The sequence below is a fragment of the Streptomyces sp. NPDC025806 genome, from assembly GCF_055558275.1.
Window position 1 is genome coordinate 124,258 of the sequence record NZ_JBVHMU010000002.1, and the last position, 15,020, is coordinate 139,277.

The window sequence follows — 15,020 nt, forward strand, 5'->3', positions numbered from 1 at the left end:
CGCCGGACCAGGGCCGGCGCAGGAGGGGAAGAATGGTCGGGTGCTCACTGTCCTCGTCCTGGCCTCGATCGCGCGGGCGCCCCGCCTGATCGCGCAGGCCGAGAGCGTGTCCGAGGTGCATGTGCTGTCCCACACCCACGACAGCGCCCTCGCGCTCGCCCGGGCCAGGATCCTGCTGCCCGACGTGTTCGTGATCGACCTGAGCGCCGTGTTCGCGCCCGACTCGGCGACCGTCGTCCACCAGGCCCGGCAGGTCGAGCCCCCGTGCACGGTGGTCGTGCACGCGGACGATCACGTGATCGGTGTCATCGCCCCGGACGCGGCGGTCGCCCCCGCCTCCACGGACGTCCAGGGCGGCCTCGACGACACCCTGCGCAGACTGAACGGCGCCCAGTCGTGACGACCGGGCGCCGTTCGGCGTTTCGGAGGCTCAGCCCTGGGCGAGCAGCGTGAGCGAGTCGACCACGCGGTTCGAGAAGCCCCACTCGTTGTCGTACCAGGCGACGACCTTGACGTGCTTGCCGTCGACCCGGGTCAGCTCCGAGTCGAAGATCGAGGACGCCGGGTTGCCCACGATGTCGGCGGAGACCAGCGGGTCCTCGGAGTACTCCAGGACACCGGCCAGCGAACCCTGCGCGGCCTCGCGGTAGGCGGCCAGCACCTCGTCGCGGGTGACCTCGCGGGACACCGTCGCGTTCAGCTCGACGATCGAGCCCACCGGCACCGGCACGCGGATCGAGTCGCCCGACAGCTTGCCGTCGAGCTGCGGCAGCACCAGACCGATCGCCTTGGCGGCGCCCGTGCTCGTCGGCACGATGTTCACGCCGGCCGCGCGGGCCCGGCGCGGGTCGCGGTGCGGACCGTCCTGCAGGTTCTGCTCCTGCGTGTAGGCGTGCACCGTCGTCATGAAGCCGTGCTCGATGCCGGCCAGCTTGTCGAGGACGGAGGCGAGCGGGGCCAGCGCGTTCGTGGTGCAGGACGCGTTCGAGACGATCGTGTGCGCCGCCGCGTCGTACGCGTCGTTGTTGACGCCGTACGCCAGCGTCACGTCCGCACCCGCCGACGGGGCGCCGACCAGCACCTTGCGGGCGCCCGCGGTCAGGTGGTCCCGCGCGGCCTCGGCCGAGGTGAAGCGGCCGGTCGCCTCCAGGACCAGGTCGACGTCGAGCTCGCGCCAGGGCAGCTTGACCGGCTCGCGCTCCGCGAGGACCTTGATGCGGTGCCCGTCGACGACCAGGGTGTCGCCGTCGACGCTCACCGGGCGGCCGAGCCGGCCGGCCGTGGTGTCGAACGCGAGGAGCTGGGCGAGCGCCTTCGGCTCGGTCAGGTCGTTGACGGCGACGACCTCGAGGTCGGTGTCGCGCTCCAGGAGGGCACGCAGCACGTTGCGTCCGATGCGGCCGAATCCGTTGATGGCGATGCGGGTCATGTGAGGAAGTCCTTTCGTCCGCCCCAAGACTCGCGCCCGGCGCCCGCGGCGAACAGGGCGATGATCGCCACGATCCGCAAGGATCGCGACACACGCGCGAAACGCCCCCGCGACGTGCCGGCTATTCGCCGCGCGCGAAGGTCCGCCGGTACTCGCTCGGCGTCGTCCCGAGAATCCGCTGGAAGTGCAGCCGCAGGTTCGCGCCCGTACCGAGCCCGACATCGGCGGCGATCTGCTCGACCCCCCGCTCCGAGCGCTCCAGCAGCTCGCGCGCCAGGTCGACCCGGGCCCGCATCACCCACTGCATCGGCGTGTATCCGGTCTCCGCAAGGAACCGCCGCGAGAAGGTGCGCGGCGACACCGCCGCGTGCTGCGCCAGCACTTCGAGGGTGAGCGGCTCGCCCAGCCGGTGCAGCGCCCACTCGCGGGTGTCCGCGAACCGCTCGCCCAGGGGCTCCGGCACGCTCCGCGGCACGTACTGCGCCTGACCACCGCTGCGGTAGGGCGCCGCGACCAGACGCCGGGCCGCGTGGTTGGACGCCGCCACACCCAGCTCGCCGCGCAGGATGTGCAGACACAGGTCGATACCGGACGCGGCGCCCGCCGACGTCAGCACACTGCCCTCGTCGACGAACAGCACGTTCTCGTCGACCCGGATCTGCGGATGCCGGGCGGCCAGCGCCCGCGTGTAGTGCCAGTGCGTCGTGGCCCGCCGTCCGTCCAGCAGACCCGTGGCCGCCAGCGCGAACGCACCCGTGGAGATCGCCGCGAGTCGCGCGCCCCGCTCGTGCGCGGCGGTCAGCGCGTCGAGCACGGCCTGCGGCGGATCCTCCCGGTCCGGGAACCGGTAGCCCGGGATGAACACCAGATCCGCCCAGCCCAGCGCCTCCAGACCGTGCGCCACCGAGTACGCGAGCCCGTCGCCGCCGGTCACCAGGCCGGGCGCGGCCCCGCACACCCGGACCTCGTACGGCATGCTCGCGCGGGTCGTGAACACCTGGGCGGGGATGCCGACGTCGAGCGGTTTGGCTCCTTCGAGCACGAGGACGGCGACACGGCGCAGGGCGGGGAACGGGGCGGGCACAAGGCGAGCCTACGTGGCCCGCCCCGGCCCGCGCGCCACCGTACGGGCAGGTCAGCCCGCCGAGGCCACCAGCGGGTAGTGGTCGGACAGGTCGGTGTACGTGTAGCTCGTGCCCCAGCTCGACACGGTCCACGGCGCGCTCGGCGCCTGCACCACCGTGTTGGTCCACCCGGCGGGCCGCGCGTGCCCCGCGCGGAACAGCACGTAGTCGAGGTCCTCGCGCGGGTCGTCCGGGTACCGGTAGCGCGCGATCGAGTTCTCCTGGGTGTCGAAGGAGTACGGGTGCCCGGTGCGCGCGTCCGCCGGCGCCAGGTTCGCGTTGTCGAGCATCGACGCGTACTCGGCGCTGCGGCTGTCCACGTTCAGGTCACCGGCCACCAGCACCTGCTCCGTCGCCGGGATGTTCTTCGCGGCGAGGAAGGAGTCGATCGCCCGGAACTGGGCGGCCCGGTCCGCCTGCGCCTCCCCGGCCTTGCACCCGGAGTCCGTCGACTGGGTGTGCGTGCCGACGACGTGCACCTTGGCGCCGTTCACGTTCAGGACCGCGTACACGAACCCCTTGTTCGAGTACCAGTCGGAGCCGCACGCGTCCTTGTACACGTACTGCTCCTTGCGCAGGATCGGCCACTTGCTGAGCAGCGTCACCCCGCCGTCCTCCGGCGTCGTCGACGAGTACGCGCCGCCGGTCGCGTCCCAGCCGCTCGTGCTCCGCCCGACCACCGGCGTCTGGTACAGGTACTGCGCCGACGCCGCCTGCTTCAGCGCGTCCGACGTGCTGTTGTCGAAGGCCTCCTGGAGGACGACGACGTCCTGGCCGCGGAAGAAGTCGGCCTTCGGGATCTCGGAGGCCCGGTGCTCCTGGCCCCAGTTCGGGTAGAGGTTCCGGCTCATCAGGAACGTGTTGTACGTCAGGACCCGCAGACTCGGCGTCGCCGACTCGGCGTGCGCCGCGGGCATCGTGGTCGCGAGACCGGCCAGCGCGAGGGCGGCCGTGACGGCGACGCGGGTGAACCGGGGGAGCGCGGCATGGGCCATGAGAACTCCTGGGGGGTGGGAGAAGTCGGTGAAATGAACGCACGCAGGCGAAAAGTTGAGGACATGTCAACTCTGCCGGGGCGAGTATGGCGCCCGCGCGGCGCGCGCGACACCGGGTTGAGGAGATCCGCCGGTGAGGCATCATGCTGCCCATGAGCGACTTCGATCACCGAGAGCCCGGGCGGGGCAGACTCGCGCACAGCCGGGTACCGATGACCGGCCGCGACCCGGGGGAGCGGGAGCGCGTCTCCACCCCCCTGGAGCTGCTGTTCGACCTGACCTTCGTGGTGGCGGTCGGCACCGCGGCCTCCCGCTTCGCCGAGATGGTCGCCGCGGGGCACGCCGGACAGGCCGTCACCGCGTTCGTGCTCGCCATGTTCGCGATCAGCGTCGCGTGGATCAGCTACAGCTGGTTCGCCTCCGCGTTCGGCACCGACGACTGGCTGTACCGGGTCCTCACCATGGTCACGATGATCGGCGTGGTGGTGTTCTCGCTGGGCATCCCGGCGATGTTCCACTCCGTCGAGGAGGGCGACCACCTCGAACTGCGGGTGATCGTGCTCGGCTACGTCGTCATGCGCGTCGGCATGGTGCTCCAGTGGTGGCGCGCCGCCAAGGAGTCACCCGAGTACCGCAAGGTCGGCATGGCCAACATCCGCTGGATCGTCGTCATCCAGCTCGGCTGGGTCGCGCTCGCCTTCTCGCATCTGTCGCTGGCCGTCGTGTTCCCGTGCTTCGTCGTGCTCGGCGCCATGGAACTCGTGCTTCCCGTCCTCGCGCAGGGCCGGGCCGGCGGCACGCCCTGGCATCCGCACCATGTGGCCGAGCGGTACAGCCTGTTCGCCATCATCACGCTCGGCGAGGGCGTCGTCGGCACCGTCGCCTCCTCGGGCGACCTGCTCGGCGGCGCGGACGGCACGGAGTGGACGTGGAACGCGGTCGCCGTCGTCGTCGCGGGCGTCGGCCTGACCTTCGGCATGTGGTGGGTGTACTTCTCGACCCCGTTCGGCGACATCCTGGTGCACCGGCGCGAGCGCGGCTACCTCTTCGGATACGGGCACATCCCGCTGTTCGCCGGCATCGCGGGCGCCGGCGCCGGACTCCACGTCGCGGGCCTCGCCCTGGAGCACCACGCGAAGATCGGCCACGCCGCCGTCGTCCTGTCCCTCGCCCTGCCCGTCGGGCTCTACCTCCTGACGATCTATCTGCTGCACACCCTGCTGCTGTCCGCGACCGACCGTCTCCACCTCCTGCTGATCACCCTCACGCTCGCGATGCTGGCCCTCGCGGTGCTGCTGGCGGCGGCCGAGGTCCCGGTGGCGGTGTGCCTGCTCGTCGTGATGCTGGCGCCGTTCGTCACGGTGGTGGGGTACGAGACGGTGGGGCACCGGCACCAGCGGCGGATGCTGGACGCGCTGCGCGGGGCGGGTGCCTGAGAACACGGCGGTGATCAGGCGCGGGTGTACTTCCAGGCGTTGTTGTCGGCAGTGAAGTCCTTGTTCTCGAAGTAGTCGAGGCCGGACGGCTCGTCGGCGTCGAGATACGAGGCGGCCAGGCTCGAACACCCCATGCTCGAGCGGGACTCGTCCAGATCGCCGGTGTCGAGGTTGAGGCGGGCGCCGCCGTTCTGCACGGAGATCAGCCGGGCCACGTAGACGCAGGGAGTGCCCGCGCCGGTCGTGGAGCGGAACGTGACGGCCGGCTCGCCCGGCGACGCGCGCTGCACGGTGATCCGGCTCGGGCGGCCGAAGGTGGCGTCGTTCTTCCACGTACCGACGAAGTACGACGGCACCCCGTCGCTCTCCGCCTGCCCGTCGCCGCCGGAGGAGCCCGAACCGGAGCTGCCGCCCCCGCTCCCGGCACCGCCCGCAGGGGCGTCCGCCTCGTCCCCGTCGGCGGCGCCCGCCGGGTCCGCATCCCGGCCGGCGCCGCCGTTCTCGGGGGCGGAGCTCTTCGGGGCCTTCGGCTTGTCCTTCTTCTTGCCGGCGGCCTTCGTGCCGCTCGCCGACGGTGACGCGGAGCCCGCCGACGCCGAGTCCGACGGGGTGGCCGTGTGGCTCGGGCCCTCGGCCAGGTCCGAGCTGTCGGGGCGCTGGCTGACGAAGTAGTACACCGTGCCGCTGGTCATCAGGACGGCGAGGACCGCGGCGAGCACGATCCAGGCGGTCTTGTTGTGGCCCGAGGCCGTCGTGGTCGCGGGCGTGCACGGTGCGGGCTCTTCTCCGGAGGCGGGGGCCTCGGGGTCCGGCGCGGGCGGCACGTCCTCCGGCGTCTCGATCTCCAGCAGCAGCGCCGTCTGCCGCGCCAGCCGCACCACCACGGCCGACGGCAGCCAGTCGCCGTCCTCCGCACCGCCCCCGGGCCAGGGGCAGTCGGCCAGCAGGGTCTCGACGTCGGGCCGTTCGCCGGGGTCCTTGACGAGGCAGCGCCCGACGAACTCCCGCAGCTCGTCGTCCTCGATCAGTGACAGCTTCGGCGCGTCGTGCACGATCGTGTACATCAGGGAGTGGTTGTTGCTCGCCGGCTCCCCGTGCGGCAGGCGCCCCGTGAGCGCCCAGGTGAGGACGCAGCCCAGCGCGAAGACGTCGGCCTTCGGACCGACCTTGCCCCCGCGCACCTGCTCGGGCGCCATGAAACCGGGCGTGCCGACCACCATGCCGGTCCCGGTCAGCCGCGGTTCGGCGGAGGTCTCCAGGGCGCGGGCGATGCCGAAGTCGATGACGCGGGGGCCCTCGACGGTCACCATCACGTTCGACGGTTTCAGGTCGCGGTGCACCACCTCGGCGGCGTGGACGGTGCGCAGCGCCCGCAGGAGACCGTGCGCGAGCACCTTGACGGTCTCGGCGGGCAACGGCCCGTTCTCCCTCACCAGTTGTTCCAGCGGCACGCCGGGCACGTAGCCGGTGGCGATCCAGGGGCGCGCGGCCTCGGGGTCGGCGTCGAGGACCCGCGCGGTGTACCCGTCGTCGACACGGCGCGCGGCACCGACCTCGCGGCGGAACCGGTCCCGGAACGTGCGGTCCGAGGTGTGCTCCTCGTGCACGACCTTCACGGCCGCCGTACGGCCGCTCTCGGACCGGGCGAGATACACCCGCCCCATGGCGCCCGCGCCCAGCCGGCCGAGCAGCTGGAACGGGCCCACACGCTGCGGATCCGTCGCTTCCAGCGGTTCCACGAGGGCCGCACCGCGCCTCGCGCCGTCGTGACTCCTGGGCATGCCGGACGTGTCCCCCGTTCCGTGCTGACGTTCAACTCGCGCAACAATAGAGGGCGTTGGCCCGGCCGCGGGCCCGAGGGCGCGATCAGGACAACCGGTGAGAGTGGAGACGCCGTGTGCCTGGTGTGCGTACGTGTGTGGGCCGCGCAAGGGGAGGCGGGCCTGACCCGGCCCTTCGCGGTCCGCCCGCACCACATTTCGAACACGTTGCGCGTACTACTCCGGGTAAGGGTGACACCCGGGCAGGGCGCGGGCCCTGACGGGGCGTCCGGTTCCCCGTGGGTGCCCCCGGCCGGCGATTGACGGGTGACGCGTCGGTCCCGCAGTCTCCCGTGGGTCAACGCTGGAGTTGCGCCGGCCACGCACGGCCGGCGCCGGGTTCAGGGGGAACCATCACTCGGCACAGACCACTTCGCAGCGCGCGCAGCACCCTGCGCAGCGCCCTGCTCGCCTGCGCCGCCACCGCGGCGCTCACCGCCGGGACACTCGGCACCACCACCGCCGCCCAGGCGGCCGGATCGACCGGGGGATCATCGCAGCCGTCCCAAGTCACCTACAAAGGGCGTACGTTCACCGTTCCCGCGACCTGGGACGTGATCGACCTCGACCGGCACCCGGACACCTGCGTCCGCTTCGACCGGCACGCCGTGTACCTCGGCACGCCGGGCGCCCGGCAGGACTGCCCGGCCAAGGCGCTGGGCCGCACCGAGGCCATGCTCGTCCAGCCCGCCGACCGGACGCGCGAGGGGGCCGCGTCCACCACCCGCGTCACCCGCAACACGACCGACCACTCCTACCGGGCCACGGCGCCCGGGCTCGACATCACGGCGACCTACAGCGGCGACCGCAAGGACGTCGAGCGCGTCCTGAGCAGCGCCGACCTGCCCGTGTCCGAGGCCAGGACGGTCCGGTCCGCGGCGCCGGACGGCCGCACGGCGGCCGCCGCCGCTCTGCCGGGTGATCCGACGTCCTTCCAGGGCAAGGGCTTCGACCGCTGCGCGGCGCCGTCCGCCGCCCAGATGCAGGCCTGGAAGGGCGCCTCGCCGTACGGCGCCGTCGGCGTCTACATCGGCGGCGTGAACGCGGGCTGCGGCGTCACCGTCGACGCGGGCTGGATGCAGGCCCAGTACGACGCGGGCTGGAAGTACTTCCCGATCTATGTCGGCCCGCAGGCCTCGGCGGACGCGGGCAGCTGCAACGGCACCTGCGACGTCATCGACGACCCCGTCGCGGACGGGGCGACCTCGGCCCGCGACGCCGTCCGGGCGGCCGGCGCCCTCGGGCTGCCCGCCGGCTCGGTGCTCTACTACAACATGGAGCACTACGACGGGCAGCACGGCGCCGTCGTCACCGCGTTCCTGGAGTCCTGGACCCGGACCGTCCACGAACTCGGCTACCGCTCCGGCGCGTACGGCAGCCTGTCATCCCTGATCACCGACCTCGTCGACGCGGCGCAGGGCGGCGGCTACCTCGCCCCCGACGTCATCGACTTCGCGAAGTGGGACGACAACCCCACCACCGACGAGCCGAAGATCCCCGCCGCGCTCTGGGCCGACCACCAGCGCATGAAGCAGTACTCCGGCGATCTGACGCAGTCGTACGGCGGGGTGGCGCTGAACATCGACGCCAACCTGCTGGACGTCGGCGAGGGCGCGCCGCAGCCGCCCGTCCAGAAGGACACGCAGCTCGCGTACACCGGCGTGAAGACCGTCTCGAACGGGGCCCCGGCCGAACTGGCCGCGACCCTCACCGAGAAGGACGGCGGCGCCGCCGTCACCGGCCGCGAGGTCGCCCTGACCCTCGGCGCGGGCGACGCGGCGCAGAAGTGCGCGGCGAAGACCGACGACCAGGGCCGGGCCGCCTGCACCGTCGCCTCCGTCCAGCAGCCGCTCACGGCGGACGGCACCGTGCCCGTCGCGGCCGAGTTCGCGGGCGACGACGCGTACAAGGCGTCGAAGGCCGAGGCCACGGTGAGCCTCCAGTACGTCACGGGCCGGGCCTTCGGCCTGTCGGCGAACGTCCCGCTGCCCCTGCTGTCGGTCAAGATCGACCCGACCCCGGACACGGGCGAGGTCCGCACGGCGGGCGCCGGGAGCAAGGCCCCGCCCTGCACCGCGTCCGTGTCGACACTCGTCCTGAGCGCCGACACGCTCTGCGCGAAGGTCGACACGAAGACGGGCCCGAGCACGGCGACGGCCACGGCCTCGGTGAGCAAGGCGCGCATCGGCATCGCCGGACTGCCCGTCGTCGAGGTGTCCGGTCTGACCGCCACCGCGACGAGCAGTTGCGCGCAGCGGACCGGCAGCACCTCGCTCACCCTGAAGATCGCCGGCGCCGTGGTCGAGGTGCCGGACACGCCCGACCAGGTGATCGACCTGGGCCTGGCCCGGCTGGTCGTGAACGAGCAGAAGAAGACGGCCGACGGCATCGAGGTGACCGCCGTCCACCTCACCAGCGCGACCGGCATCGACGTCACCGTCGGAGCCGCCCGCTCCGCGGCGCACCACTGCGCGGAGTGACCCGGAACTCCTGAGTTCCGAGCAGGCGCGGCCATGACCTCCGGGTCGTGGCCGCGCCCTGCGTGCGGGACGCGCGGGCCCGCGCCCGTCAGCCCACGTCCCCCTTGCGCAGCAGCAGATGGCCGCGCCGGAAACGCTCGCCCTCGCGCGGTTCGCGCAGCATGCGGCCGATCTCCGTGAAGCCGCGCTCCGCCGCCACGCGCGCGACCTCGTCGACCGGCCACCGGTACGCCGTCGTCACCTTGTGGTCGAACGGGGTGACGGGACCGCCCTCCGACTCGAAGAACCCGACCAGGAGATGGCCGCCCGGCCTGAGCACCCGCGCGAACTCGGCGAAGTAGCCGGGCACGTCCTCGGGCAGTGCGTGGATGACCGAGTACCAGGACACGGCCCCGGCCAGCGACGCGTCGGGCAGGTCGAGCGCGTGCATGGAGCCGACCTCGAAACGCAGGTCCGGGTAGGTCCGCCGGGCGATGTCGATCATCACGGGCGACAGATCGATCCCCGAGGCGTCGAGTCCCAGGTCCCGCAGGTGCGCGGTGAGCCGCCCGGGCCCGCAGCCGAGCTCGACGACGGGCCCGCCGGACTGCGCCCGCACGCTGTCCGCGAACGCGGCGAACATCGCCCGGTCCAGGGGGAGTCGGTCGAACTCGGTGCGGACCAGCTCGGTGTACGGCTCGGCCCAGTGGTCGTAGGCCCGGGCGGTGGTGGTGAGTTGGGTGTCGGTGGCCGCGGTCGCGGAGATGTCTGTCACGGGGGAGGACTTTAGGGGCGGCCACTGACAACGGGCGGTCGGCCGAGGCTGATCCGCGCCGCGATCGGCAGGTGGTCGCTGCCGGTGGCGGGCAGGGCGCGGATCCGTCCGACGGTTCCGCCGCGCGCCATGATCTGGTCGATCCGCGCCACGGGGAACGCCTCGGGGTAGCTGAACGCGAAGCCGCGCTCCGACACGTTCAGCCGGGAGGTCAGCGGACGCAGACCGCGGTCGTCCACCGTGCCGTTGAGGTCGCCGAGCAGGATCACCGTACGGGTGGGCTCCGCCGCCAGCGCGTCACCGAGCAGCCGCGCGCTCTCGTCGCGCCGGGCCGAACCGAAACCGCCCGCGCCGAGCCGGACGGACGGCAGGTGGGCCACGTAGGCGGCGACCTCGCCGTGCGGCGTGCGCACCACGGCGCGCAGCCCGCGCCGCCAGTCGTCCGGGATGTCGTGCGGCTTGATGTCGACGGCCCGCGCCCCGGTGAGCGGGTACCGCGACCACAGGCCGACCGTGCCGCGCACCGCGTGGTACGGATACGCGCGGCCCAGCGCCTTCGCGTACGCGGGCACGGCCGAGGGCAACAGCTCCTCCAGGGCGATGAGTTCGGGCCGCCCGGCGGCGAGGGTGCGGGCCGTCGCCGCCGGGTCGGCGTTCTCGTCGCTCGCGTTGTGCTGCACCACGTCGAGCCCGGCCCGTGTCGAGGTCTCCGCCGGCAGGAGCAGCCCGCCGAACTGGTACGCCCAGGCCGCCACCGGCAGCAGCAGGGCGAGCAGCGCGGTCGCCGACCGGCGCAGCAGGGCCGCGCCGAGCAGCACCACCACGACGACGCCCAGCCACGGCAGGAACGCCTCCAGCAGGCTGCCCAGGCGCCCCGGCGTGTTCGGCACCAGGCGGTGGCCGAGCAGCAGCGCGGCCGTGAGCGCGGCGATCCCCGCGAGCACCCGGCCGCGCGTCCACCAGGAACCGCGCCGCCCGCGCCGTGCCTCCGGAGCTGGGATCGGCTCCGTCTCGCTCTCCACCCGCGGCATCGGGGCCGTGCTTCCGTTCGTCTCGTCCACGCCGGACAGGACGACCGGTCGGGGAAGATCAGTTGCAGGCCTGCGTGCGCAGCGTTCCGGCGTCGAGACCGAGCAGGCGTTCGGCGGTGGCGAGGGCCATGTCGGCGAGCACCGGATGGTCGAGTTCCGGGTCCGCGTTGGCGTAGGAGCCGAGGCCGTCGACGGTCACCAGGATCTGCACGGTGACGCCCAGAGGCTCGTCGGCCGTGAACTCACCGGCCCGCACCCCTTCCTCGATCAGCTCGGTCAGCGCGGCCCGGGTCGCGGCCTCCTGGGCGCTCACCGCCGCCCGCAGGCCCGGCTTGAACCGGCTGAGGTGGCGCGCGTTGAGCCAGAGCCGGCCGAGGTCCAGGCAGTCGTCGCCCGTGAGGCGCACGAGGAAGCGGGCGAGCCGCCGCAGGGGCGGCAGCGCGCGCTCGTCGGCGGGCAGCAGGGACGCGCGCTCATGGCCGGCCGCGTGGGCGAACGCCTCGCTGACGAGGTCGTCGGCCGGGAAGTAGTGCCCGATGAGGCCGGGCCGCACTCCCAGCTCGTCCGCCACGCGGCGCAGCGTGATGCGCTCCAGCGACTCCTCCAGGCCGATCCGGGCGGCGGTCCGCAGGATTTCCGCGCGGCGCTCGCCCGGCGGCTTCCTGGCCTGCGCCGGAGCCCCGGTGGTGACCTGTGCCGAGTCTGTCGAGCGAACCCTTGACGTCATGGGATCCACGTTATTGGATGTGCGACCAATAGCGTGTTGGTCAGATGGCCAATAACGGCGATGGTGCCGTAGGCCCTGAGAGGACCCGATGACGACGACGAACGACACCGCCGCCGCGCCGCCCGCCGAAGAGGCCGGGCAGGAGCGCGCGGGGCGGGAGAACGGCCGGGTGGAGACCCGGGGCATCGAGCTGGTGCCCGGGGACGAGCGCACCGGCCGGCCGCGCCGGCTCTTCGCCGTCTGGGCGGCGCCGAACGTGAGCTATCTGAGCTTCGTCGTCGGCGCCACGATGATCCTCATGGGCCTGAGCCTCCCGCAGGCGATCGGCGTGATCCTCGCCGGGAACCTGCTCTGGATCTGCACCGGCATCGTCGCCGCGAGCGGCCCGGTCGCCGGCACCAGCGGCTCGGTGATCTCCCGCGCGATGTACGGCGTGGTGGGCAACAAGTTCGTCCTCGTGCTCACCGGCTGGCTCATCGCCGCCGCCTACCTCGCCCTGAACTGGTCCGCGGCCTCCGTCGCCGCCATCGGCCTCGCCGACCGCCTCGGACTGCCGCGCAACAGCGCCGTCGACGCGGCGATCATCATCGCCATCGCGGCCTGCACGGTCCTGATCGCGATCTTCGGCTACGCGCTGATCGTCCGGCTCTACACCGCGCTCAGCGTCCTGCTCACCGTTGTCTTCGTCGTCGTCACCGGCTACGTGCTCGCCGAGGCCGACTTCTCCTACGCGCCGGCCGAGCCGCTCAAGGGCGCCGCGCTCGCCGCCACGCTCGGCGCGGCCTTCACGATCATCGCCTCCACGCCGCTGTCGTACAGCAACAGCCCCGACCTCGCCCGCTACCTGCCCCGCGACAGCAGCCCCGTCGCGATCGCCGGCTGGACCGCCTTCGGCGCGTACCTGCCCAGCGTCGTCTTCACCACCGTCGGCGCGCTCGCCGCGACCAGCCTCGACATGACGGACCCCGAGGGCGCGCTGGAGGGCATCCTGCCCGGCTGGTTCATCCCCGTCTTCGTCATCGCCGTCGTCGTCAACACCATGACCAACAACGGCATGACCGCCTACAGCGCCAGCCTCGCCATCCAGTCCGTCGGCGTCCGCCTCGCCCGCATCCCCGCCGTGCTCATCATCGGCGTCCTCGGCACCGCGATGACCCTCTACGCGATCCTCGTCTTCGACTTCCTGACCAGCGTCAACACGATGCTGCAGCTCGTCGTCGCGGTCACCGGACCCGCCATGGCCGTCGCCGTCACCGACCTGATCCTGCGACGCAACCGCTACCACGGCGCCGACCTGCTCGAACAGCGGCGCGGCGGCCCCTTCTGGTACCGCAGCGGCGTCCACTGGGCCGGGATCCTCGCCCTCGTCGTCGGCGGCCTCACCTCCGCGTCGTGGGTCAGCACCACCTTCTGGACCGGCCCGGTCGCGACCGTCCTCGGCGGCGTCGACCTCGCGATCCCCTCCGGGATGCTCGTCGCCGCCGCCGTCTACTGGGCCACCACGCGCGCCCTGCGCTCCATCCCGCGCGCCTGAGCGCACCCCCCGCCGAGCATCCGAACGACGAGCCGAAGGAACACCGTGCACGCCGATGTCATCGTGCAAGCCCAGCACGTCCAGCCCCTGACCGAGGAGCCCGCGCCCCCGGCCGACAGCGTCGCCGTCACCGACGGCCGGATCGTCGCTGTCGGCCGGGCCGCGGACCTCGCACCGCTGCGCGGGCCCGACACCGCCGTGCACGTGTTCCCCGGCGCCACGATCCTGCCGGGCCTCGTCGACGTGCACGCCCACCCCGTCTGGGGCTCGATCTCCCTCGGCAGCGGCGTCGACCTGCGCGGCGCCGACAGCCTCGACGAGATCTGCGCCCGCCTCGACAAGGTCGCCGCCGAACAGGAGACCGAGGACTGGATCCTCGGCTCCGACCTGAACGTCAACGCCTTCGACGGCGACCCGGCCGGCGACTTCCTCGCCGACCGCTTCCCGGGCACACCCGTCTCCCTGATGACCGCCGACGCCCACGCCCTCGTCATCAGCCCGCGCGCCGTCGAGGTCTGCGGCCTCACCGGCGCGGAGACCTTCACGGACGCCTCCAGCGTCGAGGTGGACGCCGACGGCCGCCCGACCGGGTACGTCGTCGAACTCCAGGCCATGGACCTCGTCTTCGCCCACCACCCCGAGATCCCCGTCCCCACCGCCGCCGGATACGTCCGTGACGAACTGGAGCGGCTCGCTGCCGCAGGGCTCACCGGACTGCACGCCCTCGACTTCTCCGACCCCTCCGAGGACGTCTACCGGCACATCGAGGAGCACGGCGACCTGCCGCTGCGCATCCGCTGCTCACCGCTCGTCCCCGCCGACTCGGCGCCCGAGGTCTGGGAGGAGATCGCCGGTCTCCAGGGCCGCCGAGGCCGCCGCTGGCACGTCGAGGGCGCCAAGTTCATGCTCGACGGCACCGCCGACAACGGCACCGCCTGGTTCACCTGCCCCGACACCCACGGGGAGAACCGCGAACCGCTCTGGCGCGACATCGAGGCGTACCGGGCCGCCGTGCACTTCTTCACCGAGCGCGGCATCCCCACCGCCACCCACGCCATCGGCGACCAGGCCGTGCGCTTCGCCCTCGACGTCATCGAGGAGGCGGCGCCCGCTGGGCGCGCGCCGCACCGCGTGGAGCACATCGAGTCCCTGCCCGACGACCTCCTCGACCGGTTTGCGGAGCTCGGCGTCGTCGCCAGCCTCCAGCCCGTGCACGGCACCCGGCACACCCGCGCCGACGCCACCGACAACTGGTCGCGGCGCATCGGCCCCGCCCGGGCCGCACGCGGCTGGCGCACCCGCGACCTCCTCGACCACGGCGCCGTCGTCGCGCTCGGCTCCGACTGGCCCATCGGCCCCGGCGACCCGCGCGTCGCCCTCGCCGACTGCCAGTTGCGCCGGCCCGTCGAGGAACCCGGCACGGCGCCGGTCCAGCCCGAACAGGCCGTCACCGCCCGCGAGGCCTACCTCGGGATGACCGTCGCCGCCGCGTACACCGCGGGCACCGCCGACGAGACCGGCCGCATCGCACCCGGCTTCCGCGCCGACCTCACCGTCTTCGCCACGGACCCGCTGGACCTCGCCCCGGAGCAGCAGCCGGGAAACGCGGTCCTCGCGACCGTCGTCGACGGCGTCGTCCGGCGCCACGCCTGACGGCCCCGTCCGCCACCACCCCGCACCCGCACCACCC

General features: G+C 73.0%; 12 protein-coding genes. 5 read left to right on the forward strand and 7 right to left on the reverse strand.

The window, feature by feature from the left end:
* Positions 1-40: 40 nt before the first annotated feature.
* Positions 41-400: a hypothetical protein gene (locus tag ACZ4E1_RS04135; RefSeq protein ID WP_467535621.1), complete on the forward strand. Its 360-nt coding sequence runs from the start codon at positions 41-43 to the stop codon at positions 398-400.
* 30 nt (positions 401-430) lie between these two features.
* Here the strand turns inward: ACZ4E1_RS04135 and gap are convergent, their stop codons facing one another.
* From gap to sph, 3 genes are all read right to left on the reverse strand, one after another.
* Positions 431-1,429: a type I glyceraldehyde-3-phosphate dehydrogenase gene (gene gap / locus ACZ4E1_RS04140; protein ID WP_467535623.1), complete on the reverse strand. Its 999-nt coding sequence runs from the start codon at positions 1,427-1,429 to the stop codon at positions 431-433.
* A 121-nt stretch (positions 1,430-1,550) separates the two neighbouring features.
* A complete protein-coding gene (locus ACZ4E1_RS04145) occupies positions 1,551-2,513 on the reverse strand; it encodes a GlxA family transcriptional regulator (RefSeq protein ID WP_467535625.1) in 963 nt (320 codons plus the stop codon).
* 51 nt (positions 2,514-2,564) lie between these two features.
* Entirely contained in the window at positions 2,565-3,548 is a 984-nt protein-coding gene (sph, locus tag ACZ4E1_RS04150; protein ID WP_467535627.1) for a sphingomyelin phosphodiesterase, read from the reverse strand.
* A gap of 152 nt (positions 3,549-3,700) precedes the next feature.
* Between sph and ACZ4E1_RS04155 the strand changes: the two genes are divergently transcribed.
* A complete protein-coding gene (locus tag ACZ4E1_RS04155; protein WP_467535629.1) occupies positions 3,701-4,984 on the forward strand; it encodes a low temperature requirement protein A in 1,284 nt (427 codons plus the stop codon).
* Positions 4,985-4,998: 14 nt separating this feature from the next.
* Here ACZ4E1_RS04155 and ACZ4E1_RS04160 read toward each other — a convergent pair whose 3' ends face one another.
* Positions 4,999-6,765 carry a serine/threonine-protein kinase gene (locus ACZ4E1_RS04160; protein WP_467535631.1) on the reverse strand — a complete coding sequence of 589 codons (1,767 nt, stop codon included), beginning with the start codon at positions 6,763-6,765 and terminating at the stop codon, positions 4,999-5,001.
* Positions 6,766-7,097: 332 nt separating this feature from the next.
* Between ACZ4E1_RS04160 and ACZ4E1_RS04165 the strand changes: the two genes are divergently transcribed.
* A complete protein-coding gene (locus ACZ4E1_RS04165) occupies positions 7,098-9,284 on the forward strand; it encodes a choice-of-anchor P family protein (RefSeq protein WP_467535633.1) in 2,187 nt (728 codons plus the stop codon).
* 88 nt (positions 9,285-9,372) lie between these two features.
* On the opposite strand, the gene ACZ4E1_RS04170 is transcribed toward ACZ4E1_RS04165, so the two are convergent.
* The 3 genes from ACZ4E1_RS04170 to ACZ4E1_RS04180 are packed head-to-tail and all read right to left on the reverse strand — an operon-like array spanning position 9,373 to position 11,796.
* Complete coding sequence (locus ACZ4E1_RS04170) at positions 9,373-10,038, reverse strand: class I SAM-dependent DNA methyltransferase (protein ID WP_467535635.1); 666 nt, start codon at positions 10,036-10,038, stop codon at positions 9,373-9,375.
* Between the two features lie 11 nt (positions 10,039-10,049).
* A complete protein-coding gene (locus ACZ4E1_RS04175) occupies positions 10,050-11,069 on the reverse strand; it encodes an endonuclease/exonuclease/phosphatase family protein (protein WP_467536641.1) in 1,020 nt (339 codons plus the stop codon).
* A gap of 58 nt (positions 11,070-11,127) precedes the next feature.
* Positions 11,128-11,796 (reverse strand): TetR/AcrR family transcriptional regulator, encoded by a 669-nt coding sequence (locus tag ACZ4E1_RS04180; protein WP_467535636.1) that lies wholly within the window; start codon positions 11,794-11,796, stop codon positions 11,128-11,130.
* An 88-nt stretch (positions 11,797-11,884) separates the two neighbouring features.
* Here ACZ4E1_RS04180 and ACZ4E1_RS04185 point away from each other — a divergent pair, with 88 nt between their 5' ends.
* Both ACZ4E1_RS04185 and ACZ4E1_RS04190 read left to right on the forward strand, forming a co-directional pair.
* On the forward strand, positions 11,885-13,330 hold the full coding sequence (locus ACZ4E1_RS04185; RefSeq protein WP_467535638.1) for a purine-cytosine permease family protein: 1,446 nt from the start codon (positions 11,885-11,887) through the stop codon (positions 13,328-13,330).
* Positions 13,331-13,375: 45 nt separating this feature from the next.
* A complete protein-coding gene (locus ACZ4E1_RS04190; protein ID WP_467535640.1) occupies positions 13,376-14,983 on the forward strand; it encodes an amidohydrolase in 1,608 nt (535 codons plus the stop codon).
* Positions 14,984-15,020 lie beyond the last annotated feature (37 nt).

What these genes read in the sequence shown, in the direction of transcription:
- gap (WP_467535623.1), bottom strand. Translation starts at nt 1,429, where the DNA reads ATGACCCGCATCGCCATCAACGGATTCGGCCGCATCGGACGCAACGTG.
- sph (WP_467535627.1), bottom strand. Translation starts at nt 3,548, where the DNA reads ATGGCCCATGCCGCGCTCCCCCGGTTCACCCGCGTCGCCGTCACGGCC.
- ACZ4E1_RS04155 (WP_467535629.1), top strand. Translation starts at nt 3,701, where the DNA reads ATGAGCGACTTCGATCACCGAGAGCCCGGGCGGGGCAGACTCGCGCAC.
- ACZ4E1_RS04160 (WP_467535631.1), bottom strand. Translation starts at nt 6,765, where the DNA reads ATGCCCAGGAGTCACGACGGCGCGAGGCGCGGTGCGGCCCTCGTGGAA.
- ACZ4E1_RS04175 (WP_467536641.1), bottom strand. Translation starts at nt 11,069, where the DNA reads ATGCCGCGGGTGGAGAGCGAGACGGAGCCGATCCCAGCTCCGGAGGCA.
- ACZ4E1_RS04180 (WP_467535636.1), bottom strand. Translation starts at nt 11,796, where the DNA reads ATGACGTCAAGGGTTCGCTCGACAGACTCGGCACAGGTCACCACCGGG.
- ACZ4E1_RS04185 (WP_467535638.1), top strand. Translation starts at nt 11,885, where the DNA reads ATGACGACGACGAACGACACCGCCGCCGCGCCGCCCGCCGAAGAGGCC.